The sequence below is a fragment of the Gracilibacillus halophilus YIM-C55.5 genome, from assembly GCF_000359605.1.
GTDB classification, from domain to species: Bacteria; Bacillota; Bacilli; order Bacillales; family Amphibacillaceae; genus Gracilibacillus; species Gracilibacillus halophilus.
This window is the reverse complement of record NZ_APML01000016.1, coordinates 22843-41456: the sequence shown is the minus strand read 5'-3', so window position 1 is coordinate 41456 and position 18614 is coordinate 22843. Positions and strand designations below refer to the sequence as shown.

The window sequence follows — 18614 nt, the reverse complement described above, 5'->3', positions numbered from 1 at the left end:
CAAAAATATACCCCATAAGGTATAAGGAGGAATAAACATGAATCAATTGAAGACAGATTATTTATTGGATGCAAAAGGACTGGCTTGCCCAATGCCAATTGTAAAGACAAAGAAAACGATGAAAGAATTAGACGCCGGACAAGTTGTAGAGGTACAAGCAACTGATCAAGGATCAACGGCAGATATGGAAGCATGGGCCAATAGCTCAGGTCATCAGTATTTAGGAACCATTGAAGAAGAAGACGTATTGAAACACTATATTCGTAAATCAAGCGATGAAGACACTACAGAAACAAAATATCCGCATACGGCTAGCAATGAGGATGTAAAAGCAAAACTTTCTAATAATGAACAGATGATCGTACTTGATGTGCGTGAATCTGCAGAATATGCTTTTGGCCATATACCGAATGCTGTATCCATTCCATTAGGTGAATTAGATGAACGAGCAGATGAATTGAATAAAGACGATAATATTTATGTCGTGTGTCGTACAGGAAGTAGAAGTGATCTAGCTTCACAAAAACTAGCTGAAAAAGGATTTCAGAACGTAGTAAACGTCGTTCCAGGCATGAGTGAATGGTCTGGAGATACTGAAAAGTTAAACAATTAAGGAGGCATTTTCATGAGTAAAAATTCATGAAAGATGCTGATGTATCATTAACATTTTTATTCTATTTTTTTTAATAAAAATAATACTATAGGGGGTATTAATAATGGCTGTAAACGTAATGACAGCTAGCGATGTAACGAAAAAAATCTTCAATCAGGAGTCATTGTTTATATTAGATGTTCGTAATGAAAGTGAATTTCAAGATTGGAAAATCGAAGGTCAAAATTTTGAACATGTAAACGTGCCTTACTTTGAATTATTAGATGGTGTAGAGGAGATTCTTGATCAAATCCCATCAGATAAAGAGACACTCGTTGTTTGTGCGAAGGAAGGCTCTTCAGTGATGGTTGCCGAGATGCTAAGTGAAGCTGGACTGGATGTTTCTTACTTCAAAGGTGGTATGAAAGCGTGGAGTGAACACCTTGAACCTGTGAAAGTGAGCGACTTAAAGAATGGCGGCGAGTTGTATCAATTTGTCCGCATCGGCAAAGGATGCTTATCTTACATGGTGATTTCAGATGGGGAAGCAGCAATCATTGATCCGACGCGGATGACAGATGTATTCACTCAATTTGCGAAAGAAAAAGGTGTGACGATTCAACATGTGTTTGATACACACCTACATGCTGATCACATTTCGGGTGGCACTATGTTAGCTGAAGAAACAGGTGCGACATACTGGATGCCACCGAAAGATGCAACGGAAGTCACGTTTAACTATCAACCACTTGAAGATGGTGGTCAAGTAACCATTGGTGATACAGCGATTGATATTCATGCATTGTATTCACCAGGGCATACCATTGGTTCGACGTCATTTATTGTCGATGAAAAATATTTGATGACAGGCGATATTCTGTTTATCGATTCAATTGGACGACCAGATCTTGCTGGAAAAGCAGAAGACTGGGTAGCGGATTTACGCGAAAGCCTATATTCGCGTTACAAAGCGTTGTCTGAAGATCTTGTCGTTCTACCTGCTCACTTTATGATTATGGATGAATTAAACGAAGATGGGACAGTAGGTGCGACACTAGGTACGCTTTTCAGCAAAAACCACGGACTGAACATTGAAGATGAAGCAGCGTTTAGAAAAATGGTAACTGAAAACTTGCCTCCACAACCAAATAGCTATCAACAAATAAGAGAAACCAATATGGGTAAAATAACCCCAGAAGATGAAGAGCAACGTGAAATGGAAATTGGCCCAAACCGTTGTGCCGTCCGATAATAATGAACATGTCTACAAAACAATATGTCAATAAAAAATAAAGGAGTGTATCAAAATGAACGCAGCAAAAGTATTAGACGCAACAGGACTCGCATGCCCTATGCCTATTGTAAAAACGAAAAAGGCGATCAACGATATTGATTCTGGTGAAATTCTCGAAGTACATGCCACAGACCAAGGGGCTAAAAGTGACTTAACCGCATGGGCTTCATCTGGTGGCCATGAACTCGTAGAAGATACAGAGGAAGACGGCGTGCTCAAATTTTGGATCAAAAAAGGGTAAATGACATCACCTTAGGAGGTAAGGAAGGACAAGACTTCCTTACCTACATAAGGACTATAAAGGCTATCGCTAGGAAATGAGCGATAAGCCCATTTTTTCGTCATGAAAGGAGGTAATTCGTATGGAGATGGCAATGTTTATCCTTACCATTTTCTTAATTGGTTTTGTGGGGTCCTTTATTTCAGGAATGGTCGGCATTGGTGGTTCGATTATTAAATACCCGATGCTACTTTATATTCCGCCACTTGTAGGTGTGAGCGCATTTACTGCTCATGAAGTATCAGGAATTAGCGCCGTCCAAGTGTTATTTGCGACCATTGGTGGTGTTTGGGCTTATCGTAAAGGCGGTTACTTAAATAAAACACTTATCATTTATATGGGAGTTAGTGTGTTAATCGGAAGTTTTATTGGTGGATATGGATCGAAGTTACTACCAGAAGCAGGAATTAATGTAACGTATGGTATTCTAGCACTAATTGCAGCTATTATGATGTTTATACCAAAGAATGGCGTCGATGATATTCCATTTGATCAAGTCACATTTAATAAGTCACTTGCTGCGATGTTTGCACTTCTCGTTGGGATCGGTGCTGGCATTGTCGGGGCTGCAGGCGCCTTTTTGCTTGTACCGATTATGTTAGTGGTACTGAAGATTCCGACAAAGATGACGATCGCTTCCTCGCTAGCAATCACGTTTATTTCCTCAATTGGTGCAACTGTTGGAAAAGTGACCACTGGACAAGTCGATTATTTTCCAGCCGTGATTATGGTCATTGCAAGTCTTATGGCCTCACCACTAGGAGCTGCTGTTGGCAAACGAATGAATACAAAAGTGTTACAAATATCTTTGGCGCTATTAATTTTAGGAACGGCGATAAAAATTTGGATGGATATACTGTAACAGATCACTTGGCATCAATTTCGGTTGACTGCCAAGTGATGTTATACATAGGATGAAGGAAATATATTTGTACATCGATTTGGAATCTGAGGAGGATGACAAGAATGCCACCTGCATGGGTATTTGGCCCGTTTATTGTGAAAGTCGAACTTGTACTGATAGCGATCAGTATTGCGCTAGGCGTTATCGTTTTTTTATTCATTCGGCCATTTTCTAAGAACGAAATGAAGCAACGAATGGATGAGATATTCCAGCTATTGCTGACATTTATGATATGTTTATGGCTAGGAAAAATCCTTTTTCATTGGTCTACGTTCATCGAAGATCCGGTCGCTATTTTAGCTTATCCAAGTAATTCGCAAGCTTTTTATGTAGGAATTCTTTTGACGGCTGTTTATAGTAGATGGCGTATCACAAGCCACATGGATCACGTCACTTATTTTCAATGGCTATTTTCCTGGCTATTTGTATTTATTGCGAGTTCTTTTGTTTACCAATTTATCCAAATCTCGATTGAAAATGATGGCAATGGCTTGTATCTTAGTTTACTAGTTATGTTATTAGTGGGTGCGCTTTTTTCGCTGCAAAGGGCATCTTTATATGGGATCACATCAAGTCTTTTATTCTTTTGGTCATTGGGACAACTTGCTATCTCCTTTTTTTGGCAAACATCGATTTTTCAATTTCATTTACATACACTTTTTTACCTTGTTCTTCTAATCATGTCCATCGTTCATATAATTTACTGGAGACGGCGTATGTCGTCACATACTGGTGATGAATCTGGAGGTTTTCGCATATGAAACGAATGATCATCGGTGTTCTTGTCTTATCTATGTTGGCGTGGGCTACATTTGATTTTTTCCATAACAAAGAAAAAGTTACATCAGATCATCAGACAGAGGAAGTGAGCTCCACAAGTGAAGCGATGGAACGAGAAGTGGGATTAAAAGTGGGACAAGTAGCTCCTGACTTTACATTACAGACGATAGACGGCGAAACGGTAAAGTTGTCAGATTATCGCGGCGATCGTGTCATGTTAAATTTCTGGGCCACGTGGTGTCCGCCCTGTCGAGAAGAGATGCCAGATTTGCAAGCCTTTTATCAAGATAGTGATGCAGTCGTATTAGGCATAAATATGACGACTACTGAACAGAATATCGGTGATGTGCGTGATTTCATTGATGAATATCAACTGTCGTTTCCTATTTTAGTAGATTCAGAGGATAAGGTAGCTGTTACGTATCAAATCCACCCGCTACCGACGTCTTATATGATTGATTCGAAAGGGGTCATTCAGTTTCGCATCTTCGGCCCGTTAGATTATGAAGGTATGATGTTAGAGTATAATCAATTGGAATAACAGGCGAAGGACATGCTTTTGACCAACGCCAGTGATCCCTTATTCCCATTCTAAAATACCAGATAAATTTGAATAGATGGTATGAGGCTCCAGGTTTAACTCCTCAACAGGAAGGTGATGTCTGTTAATCCAGGCGGTTTGGAACCCATAGTTTTTTGCACCTGTTATGTCCCATCCATTGGAAGACATAAAGAGTACTTCTTCTGGTTTGACGTTTAAACATTTTCTCGCGTGTTCATAGGAAGCGAGCGTTGGTTTAAACTGCTGTATTTCATCGACACTAATGATTTCATCAAATAGATGATGTAACTCTGATTGTGCAATTAAAGGGTCAAGCATATCATGTGATCCATTGGAGAATACAGCAAGTTTCTTGTGTTGTAATTGAGATAACACTTCTTTTACTTCTGGATAAGGATCTAAATGGAAATAAGCATGGAACAGCTCTTTTTCAGTTTGTGGGTCTAACTGTTCACCGTGTTTGTGAACTGCATAACGTAAAGCATCTTTTGTCACTGTAGAAAAGGATGTGTAATTGCCCATTAATTGCCTGAGATATGAATACTCTAACTGTTTCTCTCTCCATGTGTGGCTAATTTTGCTTCCTTTATGAGGGAAAAACTGATTACATTTATGAATGACGGAATGAACGTCAAATAGCGTTCCATATACATCAAATACGTAAGCTTTGATCATAAGAGACTGCTCTCCTTTGATTTTTATTCTAGCTTATCTCGTGTTTGAAGAACTTGTCCAGTTTCAAGTCTTCCTATTATTATGCTATAGTAGAGTGGAATTATAGGAGGATGTGTAGTTATGAGTAAAACAGTGGTATTAGCTGAAAAACCTTCCGTTGGTCGTGATATCGCTCGTGTTTTGAACTGTGGTAAGAAACATAATGGATATATGGAAGGGTCAAAATATATTGTCACATGGGCATTAGGACACCTCGTTACCTTAGCTGACCCCGGTGCATATGATGACAAATACAAAACATGGAAGCTTGATGACTTACCAATGCTTCCTGAGCAACTAAAATTAGTCGTGATCAAGAAAACGGGAAAACAGTTTCAAACGGTAAAATCACAATTGACACGTAAAGATGTTGATCAAGTCGTGATCGCTACTGATGCAGGGCGAGAAGGGGAATTAGTCGCTCGATGGATTTTACACAAAGCGCATGTAAAAAAGCCGGTCAAACGGTTATGGATTTCCTCCGTCACAGATCAAGCCATCCGACAAGGTTTTCAACAATTAAAACCGGGCAAACAGTATGAGAACTTATATGCTTCAGCTGTTGCTCGCTCAGAAGCGGATTGGTATGTAGGTTTGAATGCAACAAGGGCGTTGACGACAAAATTCAATGCACAATTATCGACGGGGCGCGTACAAACACCAACATTAGCCATGATCGCAAGAAGAGAACAAGAAATTAAGCAGTTTCAGCCACAACCTTTTTATCAACTGAAAGCAAAAACGAAAGATGGTATTCGTTTAACATGGAAGAATCAAAACAATCAATCACGGATCTTTGATCAGAAGCAGGCACAACGCTTAAGAGAACAATTAAACGGACAAGATGCCGTTGTCAAACAAGTTGATAAGAAACGAAAGAAACAGTATGCACCGTCGCTGTATGATTTGACAGACTTGCAACGTGACGCCAATCGGATCTTTGGTTTCTCTGGGAAACAAACATTATCCATCATGCAAAAGCTTTACGAGCAACATAAAGTGGTCACGTACCCGCGAACGGATTCAAAATATCTTTCGACAGACATTGTTCCGACATTGAAGGAAAGAGTCGACGCTTGTGGTGTTGGACCGTATGCAAAGGCAGCAGCTCAAATAAAAAAACAACCGATTCAAACAAATAAATCGTTTGTTCATAATGATAAAGTATCTGATCACCATGCGATTATTCCGACAGAAGAGCGTGTGCGGTTGGACAAGTTATCTCATCAAGAACAAAAAATATACGATCTTGTCGTGAAACGATTTTTAGCCGTACTGTTACCGCCTTATGAATATGAACAAATTGATGTAACAGCAGAAATCGGTGGTGAAACCTTTACCGCACGCGGAAACAATGAATTAAAGCAAGGATTTAAAGCGGTATTTGCTACCAATGATGAGCAGGAAGAAACAGAGCAACCAATGACAACTGTTGAAAAAGACATGCGTTGGAAACAACCGAAGATCGCATTAGAAGAAGGGGAGACTCAGCCGCCTGAACGTTTTACAGAGGGGACATTGCTTCAAGCGATGGAGAACCCGAGTAAGTTTATGGATCACAGCAAACAGCAAGCGACCCAAACGTTAAAGGCAACGGGTGGACTCGGAACAGTTGCGACAAGAGCAGACATTATTGAGAAACTTTTTAACACATTTTACATCGAGAAAAAAGGAAAGTATCTCTATTTAACGTCGAAAGGGAAGCAATTATTAGATTTAGTACCGGAAGAATTGAGATCACCGCTTCTTACAGCGGAATGGGAAGAAAAATTAGCGAAAATTGCAAACGGAACATTAGATAAGCAATCATTTATAGGCGAGATCAAAGGTTATACGAAGCAAGTAGTACAGGAAATTAAGACAAGTGATGCGAAATATAAACATGATAATATGACGGGGACCAAATGCCCGAGTTGTGGCCAGCTTATGCTTGAGGTGAATGGGAAGAAAGGTCGTATGCTCGTTTGCCAAGACAGATCTTGTGGTGAACGTAAACCAATCGCGAAAAAGACGAATGCCCGTTGTCCCAAATGTCATAAGAAAATGGAACTGCGCGGACAAGGAGAGGCACAAACTTTTTCTTGTGTCTGTGGTTATCGTGAGAAAATGTCTGCCTTTCAAAAACGAAAGAATCAACAAGGACAAGAAAAAGCAAGCAAACGAGACGTTAACAAATATATGAAACAACAAGATGATGAATTTACCAACCCTGCATTAGCAGAAGCATTATCAAAATTGAAAAAACAAGATGAATAAACAAGCGCTTTTGTTTGAGCGCTTGTTTTTTTAGGTTTCGCAAGATTATTAGAGATTTCGCAAAAATATATGATGTTTCGCAAGATTATTAGCGATTTCGCAAAATTAAATGATGTTTCGCGAAAATATTACCAATTTCGCAAAATGATCGCTGGTTGAGCGTCGTTACAAGCCTAATTTTTGATTCGGTACTTTAATCCGGAACGAAATTTGATCATTTTCTAAGTCAAATCGTTGGACTTTGGCACGGAAGTTATTGTTCATCTCAATTTGAGTGACGGCAATATAGATTTGTTCTTCTTTTGGATTTATCGTTAGCCATTCCGGTGTATCAATCCGCTTATCAACATATTCAAGAATTTTGTTTTTAGGCAGTCGTAGCAGACCTAAAGACATTTCGGTGGATTGTAAGATGATATCCCCATTTTCTTGAACATCTGGTTCAAACGTAATATTAACAGGGACTTCGGTTTCAAAAGCTATAATCGATCCCATCAACTGAACGTCTTCGTCAAAGCGAATGGTGTAATCACTGCCATTAGCTCCTAATTCTTTATCCAGATAGGCGTTCACCAATTCGTTTAAATTTTCTTTACTTGAGTGGACGGTAAAAGTTGCGCCTGATTCATCTTCAATATACTCTTTATTCGGCATCTCATTACTCGATACGGGCCAAAAAATGAATGCAAGCACGCCAAGTATACAAACAAGATTCACTGTTACGAGAATAAAAAATAAATATTTCCATGATAATATCTTTGATTTCATCTACTTCACCTACTCATCACTACCTGCATCGACATCTTCTTGTAAATAGGAAATGACACGTTCAGCCATGATTCGGTAGCCACGCTGATTTGGATGAAAATTGTCTTCTGCAAATACGTTTTCTGATCTTCCTTGAAAGATATTTTTCATCGGAATGAATGTCGTTTGTTCAAATTGATTGGCGACATTTTTACTTTCATTATTCCATCGTGTCATAATACGGTCTAATGCCTCAATATCATTAAAATATTTTTCAAAAGGATTGAAGAAACCTAATAAATACACTTGAGCATCTGGTTGTATTGTTTGAATTTGTTGTAAAATTTGTTCTAATCGATGGCGATATGGACCGCGAGCTTCAATAAATGGCTGTTCGGTTAAATTCATAAAGTTATCTTTTACAATCTTCATAATATCATTGGCGCCTATCGTAATGAGGACAATATCGGCTTGCTCTATCGATGCAACAATATCCTCGTTATTTAATCGCTCGTATAATTGATCCGTTCGATTGCCTCTTTTCCCAAAATTTTCAATCGATACTTTGACGTTTTGGCTATCTAACCTGTTTTCGAGTATGCCGACATAGCCACCATTACCAGCCTCATCACCAACCCCTTGCGTTAGCGAGTCACCAATCGCTACAATATTGGTTTCTTTTTGAAAAATTTGAATCGCTTCTGTGACGACATTTTTTATTTGATCGGTAATTCCGTTTTGATTATCTTGTTCTGGCTCCGCATCTTGATTTGTATCTTCTGAAGTCTCATGTTGGTCTTGTTGATCGCTTGCTTCAGAATTCACTTGTGCGGGCGTCTTTTCTGATGATGATGGGAGCGGACGTTCTTTTTGGCTAATTGTGAAAATAAAAATAAAACTTAAGAGAGTGAAGACGATAATAAATAGTGCCCATTTTTTCTTCATGACTAACACCTACAATTGTTGTTCTACCATCTATATACCCTTTCCTACCTATATTGTAACATCCCTGCTTTTATAACCATATGCATGAATTTTCGTAAACATGTTGCGATGGTTTTATTCTCAAGTTTAGGTGATTTATTCTCAACTTTGCCGGATTTATTCTCAACTCCATCGAAAATAATGATAAAAAGCCACGAATGACGACCATTCGTGGCTTTGCAACTATGTGTTATCGTAATTGATTGGCTTCTTCAAAAGGGCAACGATTTTCGATGATGACTTTTCCGCTCGCATCTTGTTTCAAGCTTTCGTTCGCTTGTCCTTCAGCAAACCAAACGATTTTGGTTTGTTCATTGATTTGCCCTTCTGCTTCGTTGGCATCAACGATATATAAAATATCAACGACATCTTCCATATCTTTGGTGTGAGCGATCGTTTCCATGCCATATAAGGACGTTTCTTGACGGCTAATAGGCACGATTTGATAGCCCAGTTTTTGCAACTTTTTGATGGTATCGGCTTTTGCTGCTTGATAACCAGCAATCGCGATGGTTTTTTGACGGATCCCTGCTTCTTCTCGAGCAAAAGGTGAAGACAAGGCCCAATTGATGGCTTGTTCTTCCGTCACGCGTATCCTAGGTTCAGTACCTGTGGCTGTGGCAATCGCTTGATCGAGATCGTTAATCATATCATCAGCTGATTCAATACCGACAGATAAACGAATTAATTCTTCGGTTACACCTGATAATTTTAATTCATCGGCACTCAATTGTTGATGTGTGGTGGATGCCGGGTGAATGATTAACGATTTCGCATCACCGACATTGGCAACATGAGACCATAATGTGACGTTATCAATGACTTGTCGCCCTATGTCACGTCCGCCTTTAATGCCGAATACAATAATTGAACCGAAATGGTCATGCAAATATTTTTTCGCCAGTTGGTGGGAAGGGTGATTTTCTAATCCAGGATAAGATACCCATTCCACTTGCGGATGCTCTTGTAAGTAGTTGGCAACTTTTTCTGTATTCTCGCTGTGACGTTTCATGCGTAAATGCAATGTTTCTAAACCTTGTAAGAAATAAAATGCGTTTTGTGGACTGAGTGCTGCTCCAATATCACGCAAAAGCTGTACTCTTAGTTTTAGTGCAAACGCAGGCGGTCCGAGGTCAATGCCAAAGCGAACCCCGTGATAGGTTTCATCAGGCTCAATAAATCCAGGGAACTTCGGATGATTCCAATTAAAACGGCCGCCATCAACAACAATTCCCCCGATGGACGTGCCATGTCCGCCAATCCACTTTGTGGCAGAGTGAACGACGATGTCTGCTCCCCATTTAATCGGTTTGCACACATAAGGAGTCGCAAACGTATTATCAATAATGAGCGGAATATCATGCTCATGAGCGATATCAGCAACAGCTTCCATATCAAATACGTTCAAGCTAGGATTTGTAATGACTTCCCCGAAAATCGCTTTTGTTTTATCTGAAATGGCACGGCGAAAGTTTTCTGGGTCGGTGCCATCGACAAATGTTACATCAATGCCGTACTTTGGCAACGTTGTATTAAACAAATTAAATGTGCCACCATATAAATTACTATCTGCAATAATTTCATCGCCACTGTTCGCGAGATTTAAGATAGATAGTGTAATAGCAGAAGCACCAGAAGCTGTAGCAACCGCTGCCACGCCATCTTCAAGTACCGCCATTCGTTTTTCAAATGCGTCGAGTGTCGGATTCATAATGCGAGAATAAATATTTCCTTCTTCGGCGAGTGCAAATAAATTTTGTGCGTGCTCACTGTCGCGGAATACGTAAGAAGTCGTTTGATAGATGGGTACCGCACGTGCACCTGTCGCTGGGTCTACCTGTTGTCCGGCATGCAGAAGATTCGTTTCATTTCCATAAAGGTTAAATTCACTTGTCAAAATAATCCCCTCCTCAATAACCATCATTATATGTGAAACGGCTTTCAACGTCAATGAAAGCGTGCCATGAGTAGCGCCCATTCCATGTGCAAGCTACATACATAAAATAAAAAAGATAAATGTAGGAAAGGGGTATAATCGATGAGTGAATCAAATCAACACAAGCCGAGTGATTTTCGCCAGATGAGCGAAGATTTACTGAAAAAGATGGATGCTTTCTTCCATGAAAAGCCATCGAATAATCTGTTAAATACGATGGATCACTTTTTTCAGAAAGCGAATCTACCAGGTCGTATGCCAGTCGATCGCAAGGAAACCGACAAAGAATGGATCGTAACTGCTGAATTACCAGGAGTGGAGAAAGATCAAATTCAATTGCAGCTAACTGGTAATCAAATCCGCATTGCAGTGGATGATGATCAAGAAACTGAAAGATATGATGAATCCAACAAGTATTATCAAAAAGAACGCAGGCGCGAAAAAAGAGAACGAACCATCAGTGTCCCTTATCAAGTCGATAAAGCAACAGCTAAGGCGCGATTACACCACGGTGTGTTAGAAATACGAGGACCGAAAGAACATCCCAAAAATGAACAAATAGATATTTTGTAGCAGAAAAGGCTTTCACCAAATCGCTAAGGTGAAAGCCGAGTCATATTCGACAATATATGGTATATTAAAGCTATAACCCTTAGATAGAAAGGAGGGGGATGCAAGTGGAAATTTTACAACTTGTGATTAGCTCATTGTTATTATTTAATATTATTCTTTCACTCACGATTATTTTCCTAGAGCGTAAAAATGCCACAGCAACATGGGCCTGGATTATGGTGTTAACGTTTATACCGATATTTGGCTTTATTTTATATCTTATTTTTGGGCGAAAGCTAAGTAACAAAACGATATTCACGTGGGATACCAAAAGTAAATTAGGTGTCAAACACGCTGTTCAACACCAAATGCGTAATATCGAAAATGGGAAATTTTATCTTCATGACCCACGCTTAATGGCGTATAAAGATTTATATTACTTACATCTTCGTAACAATGATGCGATTTTTTCCCAAGATAATGATGTGGATATCTTTACCGATGGCAACCGTAAATTTGAATCTCTCATGGAAGACATTAAAGCAGCCAAAGATCATGTTCATTTACAATATTACATCGTACGTTCTGATCATTTAGGCAACCGTCTCGTAAATGTGATAAAAGAAAAGGCACGTGAAGGTATTGAGGTTCGCCTGCTCTATGATGATTTAGGTTCAAGGAAACTGAGCCGACGATTGATGCGTGACATGCGCCATGCTGGAGCTGAAGTGGAAGGTTTTTTTCCACCGTTAATTCCCAAAGTCAATTTCAAAATTAACCATCGAAATCATCGGAAACTGGCCATTATTGATGGTAAAATAGGTACATAGGTGGTTTTAATATTGGCGATGAATATTTAGGCGTTGATAAGCGATTTGGCCATTGGCGTGATACCCATTTGCGGATAAAAGGTAGTGCTGTGAAACATATGCAAACGCGTTTTATTCTCGATTGGAACCAAGCTTCACGTCATGATATCCCTTACCAAGATCGTTATTATGACGCAGAATCTGCTGGTCATGTCGGCATGCAAATTGTCTCCAGTGGTCCTGATTCTGACTATGAACAAATTAAACACGGTTATATCAAAATGATTATGTCAGCCAAAGATTACGTCTATATTCAAACACCTTATTTTATCCCAGATGACAGTTTATTAGATGCATTACGTGTGGCGACACTATCAGGGGTAGATGTGCGTATTATGATTCCGAATAAGCCCGATCACCCATTTGTTTATTGGGCGACGTATTCGTATATCGGAGAATTGCTTGATGCAGGTGCGAAGGTGTATATTTATGAAAACGGCTTTTTACATGCCAAAATGATTATTGTCGATAGTAAAATTGCATCGGTAGGAACAGCGAATATCGATGTGCGAAGTTTTCGATTGAATTTTGAAGTCAATGCCTTTTTATTTAATGAAACGATTGCCGAAATGCTCGTCGATGAATTTGAAAAAGATATGGATCATGTAACAGAGTTAACGCTTGAGACATATAAAAAGCGATCGATATGGATTCGAATCAAAGAGTCCTTCTCACGTTTGATTTCGCCTATTTTATAAGAGACCATTTGTTTGAAAGTAGGAGGTGATGCGTATCCGCACATTAAAAGTCGAACATATAGATAAAACGTATGGTGATAAACAATTATTTATGGATCTCACGTTTGCATTAACGACAGAAGATCGTGTCGGACTGATTGGTGTCAATGGTACGGGGAAATCGTCGTTATTAAAAGTGTTGGCTGGACGTGATACAGTAGAGAAAGGTTCATTTGATCATCCAAAAGATTATCATATTGAATATTTGGAGCAAGAGCCAGTGTTATCAGAAGATACGATTCTTGATGAAATTTATTATGGCGCAACAGAGCGGATGAGCTTGCTTCGGAAATATGAACGTACGGCGTTGGCATTAGAGAATCAACCTGAAAATGAATCACTGCAAGAGGAACTCATACACTTGCAAGAACAAATGGATCAAGCGGATGCATGGGACGAAATGACGCGTGCGAAGGCGATTTTGACACAACTCGGTGTGCCTAAGCTCAATCAGTCGGTACAATCGTTATCTGGTGGACAGAAAAAGCGTGTGGCGATTGCCAAGGCGTTGATTCAACCAGCTGATTTACTGTTATTAGATGAGCCGACCAACCATTTAGATAATGATACGATTGAGTGGTTAGAACAATATTTGCCCCAATATCGAGGCGCTATATTACTTGTGACGCACGATCGCTATTTTCTTAACCGAATAACAAATCGTATCTTTGAACTCGACAAGGGTACATTATATACGTATGAAGGCAATTATGAGACATTTCTCGAACAAAAAGCGATCAGACAGGAGCAAGAGGCACGTGCTGAGAGAAAGCACCAAAACATGTTAAAACAAGAGATCGCCTGGCTAAAAAGTGGGGTAAAAGCTAGAGGAACGAAACAAAAAGCGCGTATCGACCGAGTAGAGGCCATGAAGGAAAAGACGTTTGATACCAAAGAAGAACACATTGATGTGCCAATCGGTGCGAGTCGTCTCGGTAAAAAAGTAATTGAAGTAGAAGGGTTACGCAAAAGTTTTGATGGCCATGTATTGTTTGAAGATTTTCACTTTTTATTTCAGTCGGGAGATCGGATTGGTATTGTTGGCATCAATGGAAGTGGTAAGACAACGTTATTACATATTCTTGCTGGACGGATAAAAGCGGATCAAGGGACCATTGATGTCGGTGAAACAGTCAAAATTGGCTATTATACGCAAGAACACCCAGCGCTTGATGAGTCGATGACAGTGATTGATTTTATCCGTGAAGAAGCGTCCGTTGTGACGACGGTGGATGGAGATGAAATAACGGCTGAACAAATGTTAGAGCGATTCTTATTTCCGCGACCGCAGCAATGGGTCAATATTCGCCAACTATCAGGTGGTGAGCGCAAGCGGTTATACTTATTGAAGGTCTTAATGCAGCAACCGAATGTGTTATTTTTAGATGAACCGACAAACGACTTAGATACCGAAACATTAACTGTATTGGAAGACTATTTGCAGCAGTTTCCTGGTGTTGTTGTTACCGTTTCTCATGATCGTTACTTCCTTGATAAAACGGTCGACCAACTGATTGCATTTACGGGGGATAAGCAATTAGAACATTATTATGGGAATTACAGCGATTTTCGCAAATGGCAAAAAGAAAAAGAAGCAGAAGCGAAGCAAACACAAGAAAAGACGTCTCATCGACCTGCACGTAAGCGAAAGAAGCTGTCCTATCAGCAGCAACAAGAATGGGCAACGATTGAAGATGATATCACAGCAATCGAAACTGAAATTGAAAATGTGGAGCAGGAGATTGCTGAAGCTGGTAGTGACGCAGAAACGATTCAGCCATTATATGAAAAACAACAAGAGTTAGAGGATCAATTAGAAGAGAAAATGAATCGTTGGGAAGAACTATCATTACTTATTGAACAATTAAAGGAGGAATAATCCATGGCAGACCTTACATCCTTGGAAAAATATGCAGAACTGGCCCTGCGTACTGGTGTGAATGTACAAGAGAATCAGGCGTTGGTGATCAATTCATCGATTGAAGGTGCTGATTTTACGAAAATTGTTGTACGAAAAGCTTACGAATTAGGCGCTAAAAATGTCCATGTGAATTGGACAGACGATGATTTGACATTAATGAAGTTTGAAAATGTCCCTGACGAAGTGTTAACGGAAATCCCGCAATGGCAAATTGATAAGCATTTATATTTTGCTAAAGACGGCGCTGCTTTATTGTCGATTCGATCAACGAATCCAGATCTGTTAAAAGATATCGATCCAGAACGTGTCGCAAAAGCAAATAAAGCGAGTGCTACAGCGATGAAAGAATTTCGTCAATACATTATGAATGATCGTATTCCTTGGTCTATCATTTCGATACCAACTGGTGACTGGGCGAAAAAGATTTATCCAGATCTGTCGGAAGAAGAAGCCAAAGAAAGCTTGTGGGAAGAAATTTTCAAGATTGTTCGCGTCGATCGTGAAGATCCAGTAGCTGCTTGGGATGAACACAACCGAGTGTTGCACCAAGCACGTGAATATTTAAATCAAAAATCATACCAAGCCCTTGTCTTCCAATCAGAAGGTACGAATATTCGATTTGATTTACCGAAAGGGCATATTTGGAAAGGTGGTGCAGCCCAGACGCCAGAAGGGAATGCATTTAACCCGAATATGCCAACAGAAGAGGTGTTTACCTTGCCTGATAAATACGGTGTGAACGGAACGGTTACGGCAACGAAACCACTTGTTCATGGCGGTAACATGATTGACGGTTTCAGTATGACTTTTGAAAATGGCAAAGTTGTCGATTTTGATGCTGAACAAGGCTATGACACATTGAAGCACTTATTGGAAACAGATGAAGGTGCAAAGCATCTCGGTGAATTGGCTCTTGTGCCTCATGCATCACCCATTTCACAATCTGGGCTTATCTTCTATAATACCTTGTTTGATGAGAATGCATCTTGTCACATTGCGCTTGGTAAAGCCTATCCAACGAACGTTGAAGGCGGATCAGATATGAATAATGAGGAACTGGATCAACATGGTGTGAATGATAGCTTGATACATGTTGACTTTATGATCGGTTCAGCTGATTTAGATATTGATGGCATCACGGAAGATGGTACAAGAGAACCTGTTTTCCGTAACGGCGCATGGGCGATTGATTTTAACAGCTAAAAATGATGACAAGTGATTTTACGAATATCCCCAGTTTTGAAGATAACCCCCTTCTTGACTGAGGATATTTTATTTTCTTTTTGGAAATATACATTTCCTATTATACTCAAGTATATCGCCTACGAGGTCATCACTTTTGTTCCAATTTCTTCACATAACAAAAGGAATGAATACAGCTTCCAACATGAAAATGATATTGAAAAAGGTGCATACGTACCAAAAATGAAAGTAATTCAGCGGAAATGGAACTTATGATGGGTGAAAATTTAAAATTTGATTTCAAATGGTTTTTTTTGATTGCATTTCGTGTTTATAACCATTATTCTATAAAAGCGGTATTTGTACAGTTTTCAAAATGGAATGAAATATTTTTCCTATTTTGATTCAAAATATGATATGTAAGACAAGAGGGGGGAGTACGATGGTGGAATCACTGTTACTTGTGTTAATGCTCGTTGTCGTCTTAGGAATCGCTTCGCAATGGATGGCATGGAAGTTTCAATTACCAGCGATCGTTGTCATGTCAATTGCAGGCTTGTTGGTTGGTCCTATCTTTGGCGTTATGAATCCAGCTGAAGATTTCGGTGACTTGTTTCGTCCGATGGTCTCGATTGCTGTAGCCATTATTTTATTTGAGGGTAGCTTGAATCTAAATATTAAAGAAATAAGGGGCCTTGGAAAACCTGTGTTCCGAATTGTCACATGGGGTGCCTTTTTAGCATGGATATTGGGGTCCTTAACGGCCTATTTTGTTGCCGATTTATCTTGGGCTGTTTCGTTTGTCATTGGCGGGATTTTTATTGTAACAGGTCCAACCGTTATACTTCCGCTGCTCAGGCAATCAAAATTGAAGTCCACACCAGCAAAAATATTAAAGTGGGAAGGAATTATTGTTGATCCATTTGGCGCACTCATCGCCGTATTTGCCTTTGAAACGATTCTCTTCTTAACAGGAGATGGTCATGATGCATCAGCACTATTATTATTCCTTGCTGCTTCAGTTTTTGCTGTCGTGTTAGGTTATTTCTTTGCCAAGTTAATTGGCTGGTTACTCGAAATCGGCCATATTCCAGAATATTTGAAATCTCCTGCTGTGTTTACAGCGGTGGTGGCGTGTTTTACGATTGCTGATGAGATCAAACATGAAACTGGGCTACTTGCGGTGACAGCCATGGGGATGACATTTGCCAATATGGGGATTTCTTCTTTGAAAGAAATGCGGCATTTTAAAGAAAATATCTCCATGCTCTTATTATCGTCTGTATTTATTCTATTAACGTCATCACTGACAACAAATACGTTGCTTGATGTATTTCGTCCAGAAATTATTGGCTATGTATTATTGATGTTATTTGTGGTTCGTCCGTTATCGATTTTCATTTCAACGATTAATTCTGGTCTATCGATTCGGGAAAAACTGTTAGTCGGTTGGATTGCGCCACGAGGGATTGTAGCGTTGACGGTAGCTAGTTATTTTGCATCGGTATTGCAAGATGAAGGATTTCGTGGGGCGTCCATTGTGACTTCGCTAACCTTTGCGTTAGTGTTTGCGACGGTTTGTGTGCACGGTTTTTCGATTGGTTGGCTCGCCAAAAAACTGAATCTATCTGCCGAAGGAAAACCAGGTGCTTTGATTGTGGGTTCCAATCGTTTCTCTATCGCACTTGCGAAGGTCATGGAAGAATTAGAAATACCGATCCTTGTCGTCGATAATTCTTGGGACCGGTTATATAAGGCGAGACGAGCCGGGATTAAGCACACCCATTGCGAGATTTTATCAGAACAGACGGATTACACGATTGATTTTACACCGTATGATTATTTAATCAGTGCAACCGAATATGATTCATATAATGCGCTTGTTTGCTCGACATTTGTGGCTGAATTTGGTCGAAATAATGTCTATCAATTATCGAAACAAAATTTAAGTGGTGATCAAATTCATGAAATCGATCATGCCTTAGGTGGGCGAGAACTATTTTCGCCAAAGTACGGCCTTGAAGAATTAAAGTATAAGCAAAAAGGTGGCTATGTCTTTCGTAAGACACAGATTACGTCACAATATACTTTCCAACAATACATGAAGGACCGTGAAGAAGAAACTGTATTATTATTTATTTTAAGAAAATCAAAACAAATTGCGTTTTTTACTAAAAATGGAGATATCACAGCAGCCCCAGGTGATACGATTGTCAGTTTCACACCACCAAGCAAAGAATTTCATAAAATTCAAGAGAAATTAGAGAAGAAAAGAGAAGATGATGAAACGAAAAAAAGCTAGCA

Annotated in this window: 15 protein-coding genes and 1 pseudogene; 12 read left to right on the top strand and 4 right to left on the bottom strand. The window is 39.5% G+C overall.

Features of this window, described 5'->3' with window-relative positions; all coding sequences use genetic code 11:
- Positions 1 to 37: 37 nt before the first annotated feature.
- The 6 genes from J416_RS03735 (at position 38) to J416_RS03710 (ending at position 4391) form a co-directional block, all read left to right on the top strand.
- Positions 38 to 613, top strand: a complete 576-nt coding sequence (locus J416_RS03735; protein WP_003465196.1) for a sulfurtransferase TusA family protein — start codon at positions 38 to 40, stop codon at positions 611 to 613.
- A gap of 103 nt (positions 614 to 716) precedes the next feature.
- Positions 717 to 1844: an MBL fold metallo-hydrolase gene (locus J416_RS03730; RefSeq protein ID WP_003465193.1), complete on the top strand. Its 1128-nt coding sequence runs from the start codon at positions 717 to 719 to the stop codon at positions 1842 to 1844.
- Positions 1845 to 1899: 55 nt separating this feature from the next.
- Positions 1900 to 2127 (top strand): sulfurtransferase TusA family protein, encoded by a 228-nt coding sequence (locus tag J416_RS03725; protein WP_003465190.1) that lies wholly within the window; start codon positions 1900 to 1902, stop codon positions 2125 to 2127.
- Between the two features lie 121 nt (positions 2128 to 2248).
- Positions 2249 to 3028 (top strand): sulfite exporter TauE/SafE family protein, encoded by a 780-nt coding sequence (locus J416_RS03720; protein WP_003465187.1) that lies wholly within the window; start codon positions 2249 to 2251, stop codon positions 3026 to 3028.
- Positions 3029 to 3132: 104 nt separating this feature from the next.
- Positions 3133 to 3831: a hypothetical protein gene (locus tag J416_RS15020; RefSeq protein WP_003465186.1), complete on the top strand. Its 699-nt coding sequence runs from the start codon at positions 3133 to 3135 to the stop codon at positions 3829 to 3831.
- The gene (locus J416_RS03710; RefSeq protein ID WP_003465185.1) at positions 3828 to 4391 is read left to right on the top strand and encodes a peroxiredoxin family protein; all 564 of its coding nucleotides are present in this window, start codon (positions 3828 to 3830) and stop codon (positions 4389 to 4391) included. Before J416_RS15020 ends, J416_RS03710 begins: the two co-directional genes overlap by 4 nt.
- A 39-nt stretch (positions 4392 to 4430) precedes the next feature.
- Here the strand turns inward: J416_RS03710 and J416_RS03705 are convergent, their stop codons facing one another.
- On the bottom strand, positions 4431 to 5087 hold the full coding sequence (locus J416_RS03705) for a haloacid dehalogenase type II (RefSeq protein WP_003465184.1): 657 nt from the start codon (positions 5085 to 5087) through the stop codon (positions 4431 to 4433).
- A 120-nt stretch (positions 5088 to 5207) separates the two neighbouring features.
- Here J416_RS03705 and J416_RS03700 point away from each other — a divergent pair, with 120 nt between their 5' ends.
- Positions 5208 to 7382 carry a DNA topoisomerase III gene (locus J416_RS03700; protein WP_003465183.1) on the top strand — a complete coding sequence of 725 codons (2175 nt, stop codon included), beginning with the start codon at positions 5208 to 5210 and terminating at the stop codon, positions 7380 to 7382.
- Positions 7383 to 7547: 165 nt separating this feature from the next.
- Here the strand turns inward: J416_RS03700 and J416_RS03695 are convergent, their stop codons facing one another.
- The 3 genes from J416_RS03695 to J416_RS03685 form a co-directional block, all read right to left on the bottom strand.
- The gene (locus J416_RS03695) at positions 7548 to 8150 is read right to left on the bottom strand and encodes a YpmS family protein (protein ID WP_003465182.1); all 603 of its coding nucleotides are present in this window, start codon (positions 8148 to 8150) and stop codon (positions 7548 to 7550) included.
- A 9-nt stretch (positions 8151 to 8159) separates the two neighbouring features.
- Positions 8160 to 9074, bottom strand: a complete 915-nt coding sequence (locus J416_RS03690) for a DUF459 domain-containing protein (RefSeq protein ID WP_003465181.1) — start codon at positions 9072 to 9074, stop codon at positions 8160 to 8162.
- A 229-nt stretch (positions 9075 to 9303) separates the two neighbouring features.
- Positions 9304 to 11010, bottom strand: a complete 1707-nt coding sequence (locus tag J416_RS03685; RefSeq protein ID WP_003465180.1) for a PLP-dependent aspartate aminotransferase family protein — start codon at positions 11008 to 11010, stop codon at positions 9304 to 9306.
- Between the two features lie 141 nt (positions 11011 to 11151).
- On the opposite strand from J416_RS03685, the gene J416_RS03680 reads away from it, so the two are divergent.
- The 5 genes and pseudogenes from J416_RS03680 (at position 11152) to J416_RS03660 (ending at position 18612) form a co-directional block, all read left to right on the top strand.
- Positions 11152 to 11622 carry an Hsp20/alpha crystallin family protein gene (locus J416_RS03680; protein WP_003465179.1) on the top strand — a complete coding sequence of 157 codons (471 nt, stop codon included), beginning with the start codon at positions 11152 to 11154 and terminating at the stop codon, positions 11620 to 11622.
- 104 nt (positions 11623 to 11726) lie between these two features.
- A pseudogene (gene cls, locus J416_RS03675) lies at positions 11727 to 13168 on the top strand (cardiolipin synthase).
- Positions 13169 to 13196: 28 nt separating this feature from the next.
- Positions 13197 to 15086, top strand: a complete 1890-nt coding sequence (locus J416_RS03670) for an ABC-F family ATP-binding cassette domain-containing protein (protein ID WP_003465178.1) — start codon at positions 13197 to 13199, stop codon at positions 15084 to 15086.
- Between the two features lie 3 nt (positions 15087 to 15089).
- On the top strand, positions 15090 to 16331 hold the full coding sequence (locus tag J416_RS03665; protein WP_003465176.1) for an aminopeptidase: 1242 nt from the start codon (positions 15090 to 15092) through the stop codon (positions 16329 to 16331).
- Positions 16332 to 16752: 421 nt separating this feature from the next.
- Positions 16753 to 18612 carry a cation:proton antiporter gene (locus J416_RS03660; protein WP_003465174.1) on the top strand — a complete coding sequence of 620 codons (1860 nt, stop codon included), beginning with the start codon at positions 16753 to 16755 and terminating at the stop codon, positions 18610 to 18612.
- Positions 18613 to 18614 lie beyond the last annotated feature (2 nt).